Below are 13,774 nucleotides of genomic sequence, written 5' to 3'. Positions count from 1 at the left end.
GTCCCGCCCGCCTCCGTTCCACCCTCCCGCTTCCCGCTCAGGAGATCCCCGATGTCCACCAGCGCCCCACCCCGCCACGTCCGCGTCCTCGCCGCCCCGGGCGACCGGCACGACGAGATCCTCACCCCTTCCGCTCTGGACTTCGTCGGCCGGCTCGTCGACGCGTTCGGCGAGCGGCGCCTGTGGCTTCTGAAGGAGCGCCGTCGCCGGGCCATCCGGCTCGCCACCGGCATGCCGCTGGACTTCCCCATCACCACGTCAGCCGTACGTTCCGACCTCGCCTGGCAGGTCGCCCCGCCCGCTCCGGGGCTCACCGATCGCCGGGTCGAGATCACCGGTCCGCCCGACCGCCGCATGGCCGTCAACGCGCTCAACTCCGGTGCCCGCGTGTGGATGGCCGACTTCGAGGACGCCACATCGCCGACCTGGGAGAACGTGATCGGTGGCCAGCTCACCCTGCTCGACGCCGTAGAGCGCCGCCTCGACTTCACGACACCGGAGGGCAAGGAGTACCGCCTCGGCGAGGACCTCGCCACGATCGTGGTCCGGCCGCGCGGCTGGCATCTTGAGGAGCGGCATCTGGAGTTCGACGGCGGCCCGGTGCCGGCCTCGCTGGTCGACTTCGGCCTGTACTTCTTCCACTGCGCGCGGCGGCAGATCGACGCCGGTCTCGGCCCGTACTTCTACCTGCCCAAGCTGGAGAACGCTTATGAGGCCCGGCTGTGGAACGACGTGTTCGTCCTCGCCCAGGAGCTGCTCGGCATCCCCCGCGGCACCGTGCGCGCCACCGTCCTCATCGAGACGATCACCGCGGCGTTCGAGATGGAGGAGATCCTCTACGAGCTGCGCGAGCACAGCGCGGGCCTCAACGCCGGCCGCTGGGACTACCTGTTCAGCCTGATCAAGACCTTCGGCCACCGCACCGACTTCCTCCTCCCCGACCGCGCCAAGGTCACCATGTCCGCCCCCTTCATGCGGGCGTACACCGAGCTCCTGGTGCGCACCTGCCACCGGCGCGGTACCCACGCCATCGGCGGCATGGCCGCCCACGTGCCGAGCAAGGACCCGGAGGCGAACGCCGCCGCTCTCGCCAAGGTGCGGCTCGACAAGGAACGCGAGGCCGAGGACGGCTTCGACGGCTCCTGGGTGGCCCATCCCGGACTCGTGGCGACCTGCCGCGAGGTCTTCGACGCCGTCCTCGACGACCGGCCCGACCAGATCCACCGGACCCGCGAGGACGTGGCTACCACGGCGGCCGACCTGCTCTCCGTCCGACGGATCAGCGGCCCGCCGACCAAGGAGGGCGTGCGGACCAACATCGCCGTCGCCCTGCGGTACTTCGACGCCTGGCTGTGCGGCCAGGGCGCCGTCGCCCTGTACGGGCTCATGGAGGACGCGGCCACCGCCGAGATCGCCCGCGTCCAGATCTGGCAGTGGCTCCGCCACCGGGTGATCGACCGCGAAACCGTCCTGCGGATCCTGGAGGACGAGCTCGCCGCGCTCGGCGCCGAGCACCCGTGGACGGCCGTCGACAAGGTGCGGGAGCTGTTCGAGGAGTCCGCCCTCGCCACCGAACTGCCGTCCTTCTTCACCCCGTCGGCGTACGAGCGTCACCTCGTCCGGACATCGGAGCAGCGGGCGTGAGCGAGGACATCCAGCGCGTGGGCGTCGTGGGCGGCGGGCAGATGGGGGCCGGCATCGCGGAGGTCTGCGCCCGGGCCGGGCTCGACACCGTCCTGTGCGAGGCGACCCGCGCGGCGGCGCGGGCCGCCCGCGAGCGGATCGCCGTCTCGCTCGAACGGGCGGTGCACCGGGGCAAGCTCGACCGCCTGTCCGCCGAGGCGGCTCTCGACCGGATCAGCGTCACCGCGGAACTCGCCGATCTGGCGAACCGGCAGCTGGTCGTCGAGGCCGTCACCGAGAACGCGGCGGCCAAGACCGAGGTCTTCGCCGCCCTTGACAAGATCGTCGCCGACCCTGACGCGATCCTCGCCACCAACACCTCCTCCCTCCCCGTCATGCGCCTGGGCATGGCCACCAGCCGTGCCGACCACGTGGTCGGGCTGCACTTCTTCAACCCCGTGCCCGTGCTGCCGCTCGTGGAGGTCGTCACGACCCTGCACACCTCGGAGACCACGGCGGGGAAGGTGACGGACTTCGCCACGGCCGTCCTGGGCAAGACGGTCATCCGGTCCGCCGACCGGTCCGGCTTCGTCGTCAACGCCCTCCTCGTCCCCTATCTCCTGTCGGCCATCCGCATGACCGAGTCCGGCTTCGCCTCGGCCGCCGACGTCGACCACGGCATGGAACTGGGCTGCGCGCACCCCATGGGGCCCCTCCGGCTCGCCGACCTCATCGGACTCGACACCGTCACCTCCATTGCCGAGTCCTTGTACGAGGAGTTCAAGGAACCGCTGTACGCGCCCCCGCCGCTGCTCCTGCGGATGGTGGAGGCCGGGCTGCTCGGCCGTAAGAGCGGGCGCGGGTTCCACGTGTACGACCGGGAGGAGAGACCCGGTGGCTCAGGATGACGACCCTGGGCGCGGCACGGAGCGCCGGGTGAGGGCCCGGAACTCCACGTAGATGAGGGCGGGAAGCGGTGTGGCGCTTCCCGCCCTCCTTCACGTAAGGCATCCGGACCTGCGCCGGCAGATCGCATCATCGGTGTCAGCTCTGATCGTCCGCATCATGGATATCTGCCGTCGCGGGACGGGCAGGCCCCTTAAGGTGGTTGGTGCAGCTGGTTCGCCCCGTCCGCCAGGCGGGATGCGTCGTAAGAGGGAACCCGGTGGGAATCCGGGACTGCCCCGCAGCGGTGAGCGGGAACGACCGCCGTCACACAGCACTGGGACCGACGTACCGGTCCTGGGAAGCGACGGCCAGTAGGAGTCCTCCACGAGGAGGGCGCGCCCGCGAGTCCGAAGACCTGCCCGCTGCCCGCACGCGGACCGTTCCGCGCGCGGACATCCCGGTGACCTCGAGGGCGGGTCGGCATACACACCAGGCGGACGACCGTGCCACGAGGTGCACGCTCGTGCCGTCCGGTCCGTCACCCCTTCGCGCTCTCGTCCCGTCGCCGGGATCTCAGGGATTCATCTCGCGAAGGAGATCTCCGTGACCACGAAGTCCGCAGCCGCGGCGGCACGGGCCACCGTGTACGGCTACCCCCGCCAGGGTCAGGGCCGGGAACTCAAGAAGGCGATCGAGGGCTACTGGAAGGGCCGCGTCACCGCCGACGCCCTGCGTGCCGAGGCCGCCCGACTGCGCCGCGGCCACTGGCAGCAGCTCGCCGGAGCGGGTGTCCACGAGGTGCCCACCGGCGACTTCTCGCTCTACGACCACGTCCTCGACACCTCCGTCATGGTCGGCGTGGTTCCGGAACGGCACCGGGACGCCGTCGCCGCGGACCCGCTCGCCGGTTACTTCGCCATGGCCCGGGGCACGCAGGACGTCGCTCCGCTGGAGATGACGAAGTGGTTCGACACCAACTACCACTACCTCGTGCCGGAACTCGGCCCGGACACCGCCTTCACCGCCGACTCCACCAAGCAGGTCACCGAACTGCGCGAAGCCCTCACGCTCGGCCTGACGGCACGGCCGGTCCTGGTAGGACCCGTCACCTACCTGTTGCTGGCCAAGCCGGCGCCGGGCGTGTTCGCGGGCTTCGATCCGCTGACCCTGCTCGACCGGCTCCTTCCCGTGTACGCGGAGGTCCTCGCCGATCTGCGTGCCGCCGGCGCGGAGTGGGTCCAGCTCGACGAGCCCGCCCTGGTCCAGGACCGTACGCCGGCCGACCTCGACGCCGTCGCAGATGCCTACAGGAAGCTCGGCGCGCTCAGCGACCGGCCGAAGGTGCTCGTCGCCTCCTACTTCGACCGGCTCGGCGACGCCCTGCCCGTCCTCGCCAAGGCTCCCGTCGACGGCCTCGCCATCGACTTCACCGGGCCGGCCGCCGCCAACCTCGACGCGCTCGCCGCCGTCGGCGGGCTCCCCGGCAAGCGCCTGGTCGCCGGCGTCGTCGACGGCCGCAACATCTGGATCAACGACCTGTCGAAGTCCCTGTCCGTCCTCGGCACCCTGCTCGGCCTCGCCGACCAGGTCGACGTCTCCGCCTCGTGCTCCCTGCTCCACGTGCCGCTGGACAACACGGTCGAACGGGACATCGATCCGCAGATCCTGCGCTGGCTCGCGTTCGCCCGGCAGAAGACCTCCGAGATCGTCACCCTCGCCAAGGGCCTCGCGCACGGCACCGACGCCATCACCGCCGAACTCGCCGCCAACCGCGCCGACCTGGCCTCGCGAGCGGGCTCACCGATCACCCACGACCCCGCCGTACGAGCCCGCGCCCAGGCCGTGACGGACGCGTACGCCCGCCGCTCCCAGCCGTACGCCGAACGGGCCGCCGCCCAGCGCGCCCACCTGGGGCTGCCGCTGCTGCCCACCACCACCATCGGTTCGTTTCCCCAGACCGGCGAGATCCGGGCCGCCCGCGCCGACCTGCGCGCCGGACGCATCGACACGGACGGCTACGAGGAGCGGATCAGGGCGGAGATCCAGGACGTCATCTCCTTCCAGGAGAAGACAGGTCTGGACGTCCTGGTGCACGGTGAACCCGAACGCAACGACATGGTCCAGTACTTCGCCGAACAGCTCACCGGCTACCTCGCCACCCAGCACGGCTGGGTCCAGTCCTATGGCACCCGCTACGTCCGCCCGCCGATCCTGGCCGGCGACATCTCCCGCCCCGAGCCGATGACGGTGCGCTGGACCACGTACGCCCAGTCGCTCACCGAGAAGCCGGTCAAGGGCATGCTCACCGGCCCGGTCACCATGCTCGCCTGGTCCTTCGTCCGCGACGACCAGCCGCTCGGCGACACCGCCCGCCAGGTCGCGCTCGCCCTGCGGGACGAAGTGAACGACCTGGAGGCGGCGGGCACGTCGGTGATCCAGGTGGACGAGCCCGCCCTGCGCGAGACGCTTCCGCTGCGGGCCACGGACCGCCCCGCCTACCTGGCGTGGGCGACGGAGGCCTTCCGGCTCACCACCGCCGGGGTCCGCCCGGACACCCAGATCCACACCCACATGTGCTACGCCGAGTTCGGTGACATCGTCCGGGCGATCGACGACCTCGACGCCGACGTCATCAGCCTGGAGGCCGCCCGCTCCCACATGCAGGTCGCCCGCGAACTCGCCGCCCACGGCTACCCGCGCGAGGCCGGCCCCGGTGTGTACGACATCCACTCCCCGCGCGTGCCCAGCGCCGAGGAGGCCGCCGCGCTGCTCCGCACGGGCCTGAAGGCCATCCCGGCCGACCGGCTGTGGGTCAATCCTGACTGCGGCCTGAAGACGCGCGCGTGGCCCGAGACCCGGGCCTCCCTGGAGAACCTGGTCGCCGGCGCCCGTACGGTCCGGGGCGAACTGCCGCTCTCCTGACCGCGGGGTCTCCTGGGGCCGGGGCGCCATGTGCGTCCCGGCCCACCGCTGCCGCGCACCCCCTTGCGGAGATCCCCGGGGCCTTATTGCGGGCTACTTGCAATAAATAGATAGTCGCATGAAGGGAAGGGTTCTGTGAGCGCTCCGCCGACCCCCGCCGTCCACGTGCTGCACGGCGGAGACGTCCTCGCCCACACCGGCGCGCTGCGCTCGGTCTACGCCGACGCCTTCTGCGCACCGCCCTGGAACGAGGACGAGGAGAAGGCCGCCGAGTTCGCCAAGCGGCTCCCCCGTGACGCCCGGCGTCCGGGTTTCACGGCCGCGGTGGCCGTGGCAGGCGGAGACGTGGTCGGCTTCGCCTGCGGGTGGACCACCCTCCCGCCCTTCCCCACGGACCGCTGCTATCCGCAGGCCGCCTCGGGCCTCGGCCCGCGGCGGACACACGACTGGCTGTGCGGCGCCTTCGAGGTGGACGAACTCGCCGTCCGGCCCGGCGCGCACGGCAGTGGGCTCGCCGCAGAACTGCTGGACGCGGTCACCGCAGGCGCCCCCGAAGGCCGCTCGTGGCTGCTCACCTCCGTCCAGGCGCCCCGGGCGATGGCCTTCTACCGCCGCCAGGGCTGGACCCAGGCGACGTACCCCTCCCCCGACGGCAAGGGCATCGTCGTCTTCCTCGGCCCGCGCCACCCCGCCCGCGGACTCGCCCCGCTGCCGCTCTGAACCATGGCGGCCCTCACCGCTCAGGAAGCCGTACGACGGCGCGGCGGGGCGAAGCCGTACAGGTCGAGAATTGCCGGCCGGGGCGCGACGCCGGGGCCGCCCGCACGGACCCAGGCGGCGATGTCCTCCGTCGCCTCCGGGTCGTTGACCAGCCCCAACCACACCGGCCGGGCTCCGGCCGCCCGCCCGGCGGAGGAGGGCTGCACGACGATCACGTTGGCCTGGTCGCACACGTCCAGGCAGGCGGAGACGCGCACCGGCGCCTCCGCCCGCAGACGCGCGGTCTGTGCCGCGTGGTCGACGCCGGTCACCTTGGAAGTGCCGCAGCAGCAGTCGCGGCACACGACGACCCGGCATGGCACGTCACCGACCGGCCGCGTGGTCACCTCGGTGCCGTGCGTCTCGTCGTCCGTCGTCTCGGGCACGCCGAAACACCCCTCTCTTCCGGGGAGATCCGCCCCGGGGTCTGCGTCGAGGAGGCGACGACGTGAGTCTCCTGGCTCTCGGGTCACAGCTCGTCCCGGCCTTCCCGCCCTTCGCGGGGCAGTGGCCTGTTCGGGATCCGCTCACCGATCACAGTGGCGGGACCGCGCCGGATTCGCACCGGCTTCCTCGGACCGTCGTCGCCCTGTCGCGGGCCATCATGCCATCGGCCGGTTCCCCGCCGTCGGGTCCCCGTGCCGGCCTTCGTCGGCCGGCGGCCGAGGACCGGATCACTCGGGCTCGTGTGCGTGCGGGCTCGTCGCGGGTGGCTCGGCCGGGCGTTCCCGGCCACCGTCACGGCCGGACGCCACCACGACGACGAGCCCCACCACGACGGCTGCGGCAGTCGCCCGCCCGGCGGCCCGCACCACCCAGGCCGGCAGCGAACCGTCCACGCGCCGTGTCGGTGTGCCCAACCGCTCCGCCCGCCGGGCGGGGCGCAGCAGCCGGGCCAGCAGCAGGATCGCGACCGGGAGCTGCAGCAGCCACAGCACGGTGCGCGGCCACTCGCCGTACCAGACATTGGTGCCGTACAGCAGGGTGTGCCACACGCTCAGCACGTAGACGACGATGACGAAACGGTGCAGCCTGCGCCAGGTGTTCGCGCCGATGCGGTGCCGGACGTAGAACAACAGGCCCAGGGGGATGGCCAGATACAGAGCGCCCTGCCCCAGCGGGATGGCGATCCGGCCGGTGCCGGAGTCGTACCAGCCGGGCACGAAGGTGTCCGCGAACCCCGCCCACAGCCGCTCCACCCACGTCATCCGGACTTCGTAGCGCACCAGTTCGGCGGCGAACATCAGCGCGTGGGCGAACATCAGGGCCATCGTGGTCAGGCTGGTGGTGCGGTGCCAGCGTTCCAGCACCTGCCGGGACACCGGAATCCGGGCGGGACGCGGCCCCGACAGCAACAGACCGAGCATGACCGTGCCCCAGGCCCACAGCAGGGCCGACCAGCCGAACGCCTGGCTGAGCAAGTACATCCAGTAGGTGCCGGCGTCGTCCATGAACGGCATGACCGCGATCGTCGCCGAGTCCCCCGACTCCATGCGGGCGTACAGGAACGTGAAGACGGCCGCCGTGACCAGGACGGCGGCGCCCGCGTCGGGCAGCGCGGCCCGCAGGTCGGCGCGCAGGACGACCCGGTCGGGCGGACGCTTGTCACGGGCGGGCGTTAGGGACGTCGGGCCGTCGTCCCAAGGGGTCGTCTCGGGCAGCATCTGGGCCTTTCGGGCGCGAACCTCCGAAGGGAGGGGCGGGTCACGTCGACGTACCAGTGTGACGGGGTCGGCAGGAAAGGCGCAGGACGCATTCGGCCAGAGTGCCGTCCGAGCGGGCGAAGTGCCTCCGGACTCCGACGCGCCATCCGACCGATCGCATCCGGACAACTGCCGCTGCGCCCTCTGCCGCGACGGCGTGAGCCACCCTACGCTGATGGCCGCAGTCGGTTCGCGCCTCCTGTCCGACCAGGTCCTGGCGGCGCGACGCAAGAGGGAACCCGGTGGGAATCCGGGACTGTCCCGCAGCGGTGAGTGGGAACGAAAGCCGTCAACAGCACTGAGCCCGAGTCGAATCGGGGCTGGGGAAGCGACGGCCGGTAGGTGCCCGCCGGTGACCTGTGTCCCGGTGGGCGAGCCCACGAGTCCGAAGACCTGCCACTGCGCCCGTACGCGTCGTACGGGTGGTGCACGGTGACCTCGAGGACTGGGTCGGCGGTACGGACGGGACATCCGCGGGGCACGCCCCGCGCGGTGGCTCCTCCCCTGTCGCATTCAGGACGCGGACAGGAGGAGGGGTTCGTGACGAGCGGTACCGTTTCCGGTGTCTGCCACGGCACCCTGGGCGAGTTGTACCAGGGTCCGCTGCGGGCAGGTCCCGATCTCGACATCGCCGTCGTGTCGTTTCCCGTGGACCGGCACTCCTGGGTGCACTTCACCCACGGGACGGATCCGCCCGGTCCGCCGCCGCTCGGCGAGAAGTCCGCGGTCGCGGCCCGGCTCTTCCTCGAACACTTCGGGCTGACGCTGCCGCCGGGCCGTTGGAGCGCCCACTCCGACCTGCGCGCGGGCGTCGGGATGGCGAGTTCGACCGCCGACATCGTGGCGACGCTGCGCTGCCTGTTCCGGATCTTCGACCTGCCGTACGACCAGGACGTGATGCTCGGGATCCTGGCGGTGATCGAGCGGGCGGACAGTGTCTTCCTCGACGAGTTCGCCCTGTACCTCAGTGGCCGGCACCGGGTGGTGCGGCCCCTGGGCACGGGCCTCGGCTTCCACACCGCGTACATCACCGAGCCCGGCACGGTGGACACCGCCGCCGTCACCGACCTGCTGCTGGACCACTACCAGCGGCACGGAGAGGAGTACGAGCGGTGCCTGACCGACCTGCTGAAGGGCTTCGCCTCCGGTGATCCGGCCGCCGTCGCACGGGCTGCCACCGCCAGCGCCGTCCTGTCGCAGAGCGTGCTGCCCAAGACCACGTTCGCCGGCATGCTCGCCCACCAGGAACGGTTCGGCGCCGACGGCGTCTTCGTCGCCCACACGGGCTGCCTGATCGGCTACCTCTTTCCCCGCCGCCCCGACGCCGACCTCAAGTCCGAACTGTCCGCCTTCTTCCACTCGCTCGGCCACCAGTGTTCCTTCGCCCAAGGAGGCTACGGGTGATCCACCCCCATATCGCCGACGCCCTGAAGGTTCCCGATCTCGTCCGGCTCACCGACGGCCTCGTCCTGCTCAGGTTCGAGTCCATGAAGATCTACTCCGCGCTCGCCGCCGTCCGCCACCTGCTGGAACGAGGCACGATCCGTCCGGGTCAGACCCTGATCGACAGCTCCAGCGGCATCTACGCCTACGCCCTCGCCCTCGCCTGCCACCGCCACGACATGCGCTGCCACATCGTCGCGTCCACCACCGTGGACACCACCACCCGCGCCCAGCTGGAGGTCCTCGGCGCCACCGTGGAACAGGTCAGGCCGTCCAAGAACCTCAAGCTGGACCAGGAGTTACGGGTGCGGCGGGTGCGGGAGATCCTCGCCGGCCGTCCCGACTGGCACTGGATGCGCCAGTACCACGACGACGTCCACTACCTCGGCTACCACGAAGTCGCCGACCGGATCACGGCCGCGTTCCCCCGGGCCGCGCTGACCGTCGTCGGAGGAGTGGGCTCCGGGGCCTCGACGGGCGGCCTGGTGGAACGCCTGCGCGGCACCGACCCCTCGGTGCGGCTGGTCGGCGTCCAGCCGTTCGGCAGCGTCACCTTCGGCAGCCAGGACCACCACGACCCCGAGGCGATCATCGCGGGCATCGGATCGTCGATCGACTTCGACAACGTCCGACACCACCTCTACGACGCCGTGCACTGGCTCGACTTCACCCACGCCATGTCCGGCACCGTCACCCTGCTGCGCGACCACGCCGTCTTCGCGGGGCTGTCCACCGGCGCCGGATACCTGGCCGCCGCGTACGAGGCCCGCCGCCATCCCGACCGGCTGCACCTGGTGGTCGGCGCCGACACCGGACACCGCTACGTCGAACGCGTCTTCGCCCGGCACACCGAAGCCCTGGACCCCGCCGCACTGAAGCCGGTGGAGGTCGCCGACCCCGAGGAGATGTCCATGCCCTGGTCCAGGATGGCGTGGCGGCGCACCGCCCGCCCGGCCCACCGGGAGGAGCGAGCCGCATGACCGTCGTCTGCCTGGAGTCACTCACCTTCGGCCTCGGACACCTGGTGCGCGCCGCCGACGCACTCGGCGAACGGCTCACCCTGCTCACCCGCGACCTCGCTTATTACGCCCATGAGTTGAAGCGGCTTCCGGCGGACGCCCTCGACGTCGTCGTCACCGACACCTTCGACGTGGAAGGACTCACGGCCCTCCTGCGCCGGACACCGGAACTGCGCGGACTGATCAGCTCCACCGACACCTGGACCCTGGCCGGCGCGGAACTCACCGACCGTCTCGGCCTGCCGGGCCTCGATCCGGCCGTGCTGCGGCTGACCCGGGACAAAGCCGCCGTACGCAATCTGCTGCACGACGCCGGGCTGACGCGAGGGCGTGCCGTGGAGGCGCCCGGGGCGGAACTGGGTGACGTGCTGCTCAAGGAGTCCGGGCTGCCCGCCGTGCTGAAGGACACGGCGGGCACCGGAAGCCAGAACGTCTGGCTGGTGCGTGACGAGCCGGAACTGGAGTCGGCCCTGGACGAGGCGGCCGGGCGGGAGTTGAAAGGGCGGCTGTTCGCGGAGCCGTACTTCAGCGGCCCGGTGTACAGCGCCGAGACCCTCACCTGGGCCGGGCGGACACGGCTGCTGGGCGTCTCCAGCCGGCTGATGTCACCGGAGCCGTACTTCCGGGAGGAGATCACCGCGTTCCCGGTGGCCTTCCCCGAGACACGGCGGTCCGGGCTGGAGCGGTGGCTCGGCGACGTGCTCGCGGCGATCGGCTACACGGACCGCTTCGCGCACGTGGAGTTCGTCCTGACCACCGACGGTCCGGAGGTCGTGGAGATCAACCCCCGGATCGGGGGCGCCCTCGTGGGCGAGGGGATGTGCCGGGCGCTCGGCGTCAACGTGTACGAGGCGATGATCGAGACCGCGCTCGGCCGCCGTCCCCGTCTCCTGGACGCGGATCTGCCCGGCGGCCCGGCGGTCGCCTTCGTCCTGGGGTACCCGGCCGCCTCCGGGATCTACACCGGCGTCGCCGGTCTTGACCGCTTCGCCGGCATGCCGGGGTCACCGGCCTGGTATCCGGTGAGGTCCGTCGGCGACGCAGTCGAGCACTTGGCGGACAGTCGCGGTTATGCCGGCATCGTCTACGCCGAGGGCGAGACCGCCGAGCTGGCCACGCACCACGCGGTGGCCGCCGCCAACGCCGTACGGGTGCTCACGAAGCCGTTCCCGCAGGCCGGGGACGCCGGTGGCTGACCACGCACCGGGCGGGAACGGTCTGCGGGCCACGCTGTCCACGCTCGACGGCCCGCTGCGCTTCCTGCTGCTCAGCTCGTTCGTGATCCCGCTCGGCAGCTTCATGGTCCTGCCGTTCATGTCGGTGTTCCTGCACGAACGCCTCGGCATGGGACTCGGCACGGTCGGTGTCGTACTCGCCGTGGCGTCCCTCGTGCAGTTCTCCGGGGGGATCGTGGGCGGTGCTCTGGCGGACCGGTTCGGGCTGCGCCGCACGATGCTGTGGGCGCTGGTCATCCGTACGGCCGGGTTCGTCGGGCTGCTGGCCGCCTTGCGCTGGCCGCCGCTGGCCGTCGGGGCCCTGGTCCTGACATGCTGCGGTGCCGCACTGTACCTGCCCGCCAACAAGGCGTACCTGGTGAACGGCGTGGACGAAGGGCGCCGCCCCGCGTTCCTGTCGGCGGGCAACGCGGCCCTCAACGCGGGCATGGCGGTGGGCCCCCTCATCGCCGGGCCGTTCGTGCTCACCACCCCCGGCTGGCTGTTCGTCGCCGTCACCGCGCTGTTCGTCCTCGTCACCGCCGGCCACGCCCGGCTTCCCGCCGCGAAGGCCGAAGCGGAGCCGGGGCCGGGGTCAGGCGGGCGGGGCCTGCTCGCCGGGGTGGCGGTCCTGCCGTTCGCCGCCAACGCGCTGGCCTTCTACCTCTACTTCCACTTCCAGCACTTCCTGGCGGTGTACGCCGTCGAGCGGGCGTCCAGCTCCTTCTACAGCGTGGTCCTGTTGCTCTGCTTCGCCCTGGTCATCGTCGTCCAGCCGCTCGCGTCCGGACTCATCCGGCGCATGCCCTACGCGACGGCCCTCGGGGTCGGCTTCGCGGGCCTGGCCTCGGGGATGGCCGTCCTGGCGGTCGGCACCCGGCCGGCCCTGCTGGCGGGCGGAGCCCTGATCACCCTGGGCGACATCGTCCTGTTCCTGAAGAACGACCTGGAGGCCCTGCGCCGCAGCCCGCGCTCGGACGCCGTCGTCTTCGGCCAGCAACGGCTGGCCGCGGGACTCGGCGCCTGTGCCAGCGGCGTACTCGGCGGACAGGTCTACGACCTCACCTCACGGGCCGGGAGCACCGGCTGGTTCTGGCTGCTGGCCGCGGCGCAGTGCCTGCTGCTGCCACCCCTGCTCTCGGCACTGCGCACGCGCGAAGACGACGGCCGTCGCCACCCCACGCTGACCACGACGAAGGAGCACTGAGACCGCATGACACGGACGGGCGGGTTCCAGGACGACGACTTCTGGACCGAGTTCCACGACTTCCTCTTCTCCGAGCAGCGCCACGCGCAGGCCGAGGAGTTGCTCGCCACCTCTCCCCTGCTGGCCTTCCCCGCAGGAGCCCGGGTGCTGGACCTGTGCTGCGGCCCCGGCGTGTTCACGGTCCCGCTCGCCCGGCGCGGCCACGACGTCACCGGGGTCGACCTGAGCCCCGCCATGCTGGACCGGGCACGCAAGCACGCGGCCGACACGGGCACCCGGGTCACGTACGTGCGGGCCGACGCACGCGACTACCGGGCACCGGGCGCCTTCGACGTCGTCCTCAACATGTTCACGTCGTTCGGGTACTTCGAGGACCCCGCCGACAACGCCCGCGTGCTGCGCACCATGTACGCCTGCCTGGCCCCCGGCGGCACCCTCGTCCTGGACCTGGCCGGCAAGGAACTGCTGGCCCGCAAGGTCACCCCGCCGAAGGTGGTGCGGCGGGGTGAGGACGTCATGGTGCAGACCGACACCGTGCTGGACGACTGGGCGCGGCTGCGCAGCGACTGGGTCCTGGTCCGGGGTGAACGGGTGACGCGGGCCACCCTGGTGTGGTTCGTGTACAGCGCCGTCGAGCTGCGGCGGATGGTCGAGGAGGCGGGGTTCGGGCGGGTGGAGGTCTTCGGCGGATTCGACGGCCGCCCCTACGACGAGAACGCCGAGCGGCTGGTGCTGCGGGCTGTCCGCGAGGCGTGACGGAGAACGGCGGGGGCGTGCGGCGATGCCCGCACGCCCTTTTGCCCTGGGCGCGACGGATCGTAGTATCACCAGGTCATCGCCGCGACGGGAGACAGGAAGCCGGTGCGATTCCGGCACGGTCCCGCCACTGTGACCGGGGAGTGCACCCTTCGACATGCCACTGCGCCACGCGTGGGAAGGCAAGGGGAGCGTCGATCCGGGAGTCAGGACACTGGCCTGTCGCGGGCCCGATCCGAG

At 71.7% G+C, this 13,774-nt stretch carries 11 protein-coding genes and 4 riboswitches; of the genes, 9 read left to right on the top strand and 2 right to left on the bottom strand.

The window, feature by feature from the left end:
• Positions 1-51 precede the first annotated feature (51 nt).
• From aceB to QK442_RS30055, 4 genes are all read left to right on the top strand, one after another.
• Complete coding sequence (gene aceB, locus QK442_RS30070) at positions 52-1,644, top strand: malate synthase A (protein ID WP_282697250.1); 1,593 nt, start codon at positions 52-54, stop codon at positions 1,642-1,644.
• Positions 1,641-2,531, top strand: coding sequence for a 3-hydroxybutyryl-CoA dehydrogenase (locus QK442_RS30065; protein ID WP_282697249.1), 891 nt, complete (start codon positions 1,641-1,643; stop codon positions 2,529-2,531). Before aceB ends, QK442_RS30065 begins: the two co-directional genes overlap by 4 nt.
• 193 nt (positions 2,532-2,724) lie before the next feature.
• A riboswitch (cobalamin riboswitch) is annotated at positions 2,725-2,949 on the top strand.
• Between the two features lie 165 nt (positions 2,950-3,114).
• Positions 3,115-5,433 carry a 5-methyltetrahydropteroyltriglutamate--homocysteine S-methyltransferase gene (metE, locus tag QK442_RS30060; RefSeq protein ID WP_282697248.1) on the top strand — a complete coding sequence of 773 codons (2,319 nt, stop codon included), beginning with the start codon at positions 3,115-3,117 and terminating at the stop codon, positions 5,431-5,433.
• 135 nt (positions 5,434-5,568) lie between these two features.
• The gene (locus QK442_RS30055; RefSeq protein ID WP_282697247.1) at positions 5,569-6,153 is read left to right on the top strand and encodes a GNAT family N-acetyltransferase; all 585 of its coding nucleotides are present in this window, start codon (positions 5,569-5,571) and stop codon (positions 6,151-6,153) included.
• A gap of 20 nt (positions 6,154-6,173) precedes the next feature.
• Here the strand turns inward: QK442_RS30055 and QK442_RS30050 are convergent, their stop codons facing one another.
• Positions 6,174-6,515 (bottom strand): (2Fe-2S) ferredoxin domain-containing protein, encoded by a 342-nt coding sequence (locus QK442_RS30050; protein WP_282697274.1) that lies wholly within the window; start codon positions 6,513-6,515, stop codon positions 6,174-6,176.
• Between the two features lie 127 nt (positions 6,516-6,642).
• Positions 6,643-6,767: riboswitch (cobalamin riboswitch) on the bottom strand.
• Between the two features lie 99 nt (positions 6,768-6,866).
• The gene (locus tag QK442_RS30045; protein WP_282697246.1) at positions 6,867-7,856 is read right to left on the bottom strand and encodes a ferric reductase-like transmembrane domain-containing protein; all 990 of its coding nucleotides are present in this window, start codon (positions 7,854-7,856) and stop codon (positions 6,867-6,869) included.
• Positions 7,857-8,093: 237 nt separating this feature from the next.
• Positions 8,094-8,311, top strand: a riboswitch (cobalamin riboswitch).
• A 124-nt stretch (positions 8,312-8,435) separates the two neighbouring features.
• Between QK442_RS30045 and QK442_RS30040 the strand changes: the two genes are divergently transcribed.
• The 5 genes from QK442_RS30040 to QK442_RS30020 are packed head-to-tail and all read left to right on the top strand — an operon-like array spanning position 8,436 to position 13,534.
• Positions 8,436-9,299 carry a hypothetical protein gene (locus QK442_RS30040; protein ID WP_282697245.1) on the top strand — a complete coding sequence of 288 codons (864 nt, stop codon included), beginning with the start codon at positions 8,436-8,438 and terminating at the stop codon, positions 9,297-9,299.
• On the top strand, positions 9,296-10,318 hold the full coding sequence (locus tag QK442_RS30035; protein ID WP_282697244.1) for a cysteine synthase family protein: 1,023 nt from the start codon (positions 9,296-9,298) through the stop codon (positions 10,316-10,318). Before QK442_RS30040 ends, QK442_RS30035 begins: the two co-directional genes overlap by 4 nt.
• Entirely contained in the window at positions 10,315-11,553 is a 1,239-nt protein-coding gene (locus tag QK442_RS30030) for an ATP-grasp domain-containing protein (RefSeq protein ID WP_282697243.1), read from the top strand. The genes QK442_RS30035 and QK442_RS30030 overlap by 4 nt, the downstream gene beginning before the upstream one ends.
• Positions 11,546-12,778 carry an MFS transporter gene (locus tag QK442_RS30025; protein ID WP_282697242.1) on the top strand — a complete coding sequence of 411 codons (1,233 nt, stop codon included), beginning with the start codon at positions 11,546-11,548 and terminating at the stop codon, positions 12,776-12,778. Before QK442_RS30030 ends, QK442_RS30025 begins: the two co-directional genes overlap by 8 nt.
• A 6-nt stretch (positions 12,779-12,784) precedes the next feature.
• Positions 12,785-13,534 carry a class I SAM-dependent methyltransferase gene (locus QK442_RS30020; protein ID WP_282697241.1) on the top strand — a complete coding sequence of 250 codons (750 nt, stop codon included), beginning with the start codon at positions 12,785-12,787 and terminating at the stop codon, positions 13,532-13,534.
• 56 nt (positions 13,535-13,590) lie between these two features.
• A riboswitch (cobalamin riboswitch) is annotated at positions 13,591-13,772 on the top strand.
• Positions 13,773-13,774 lie beyond the last annotated feature (2 nt).

The organism is Streptomyces sp. CC208A (genome assembly GCF_030010625.1).
Classification (GTDB): Bacteria; Actinomycetota; Actinomycetes; order Streptomycetales; family Streptomycetaceae; genus Streptomyces.
Note: the sequence above shows the minus strand (reverse complement) of the source record. Positions and strands in the feature narration are given on the sequence as shown.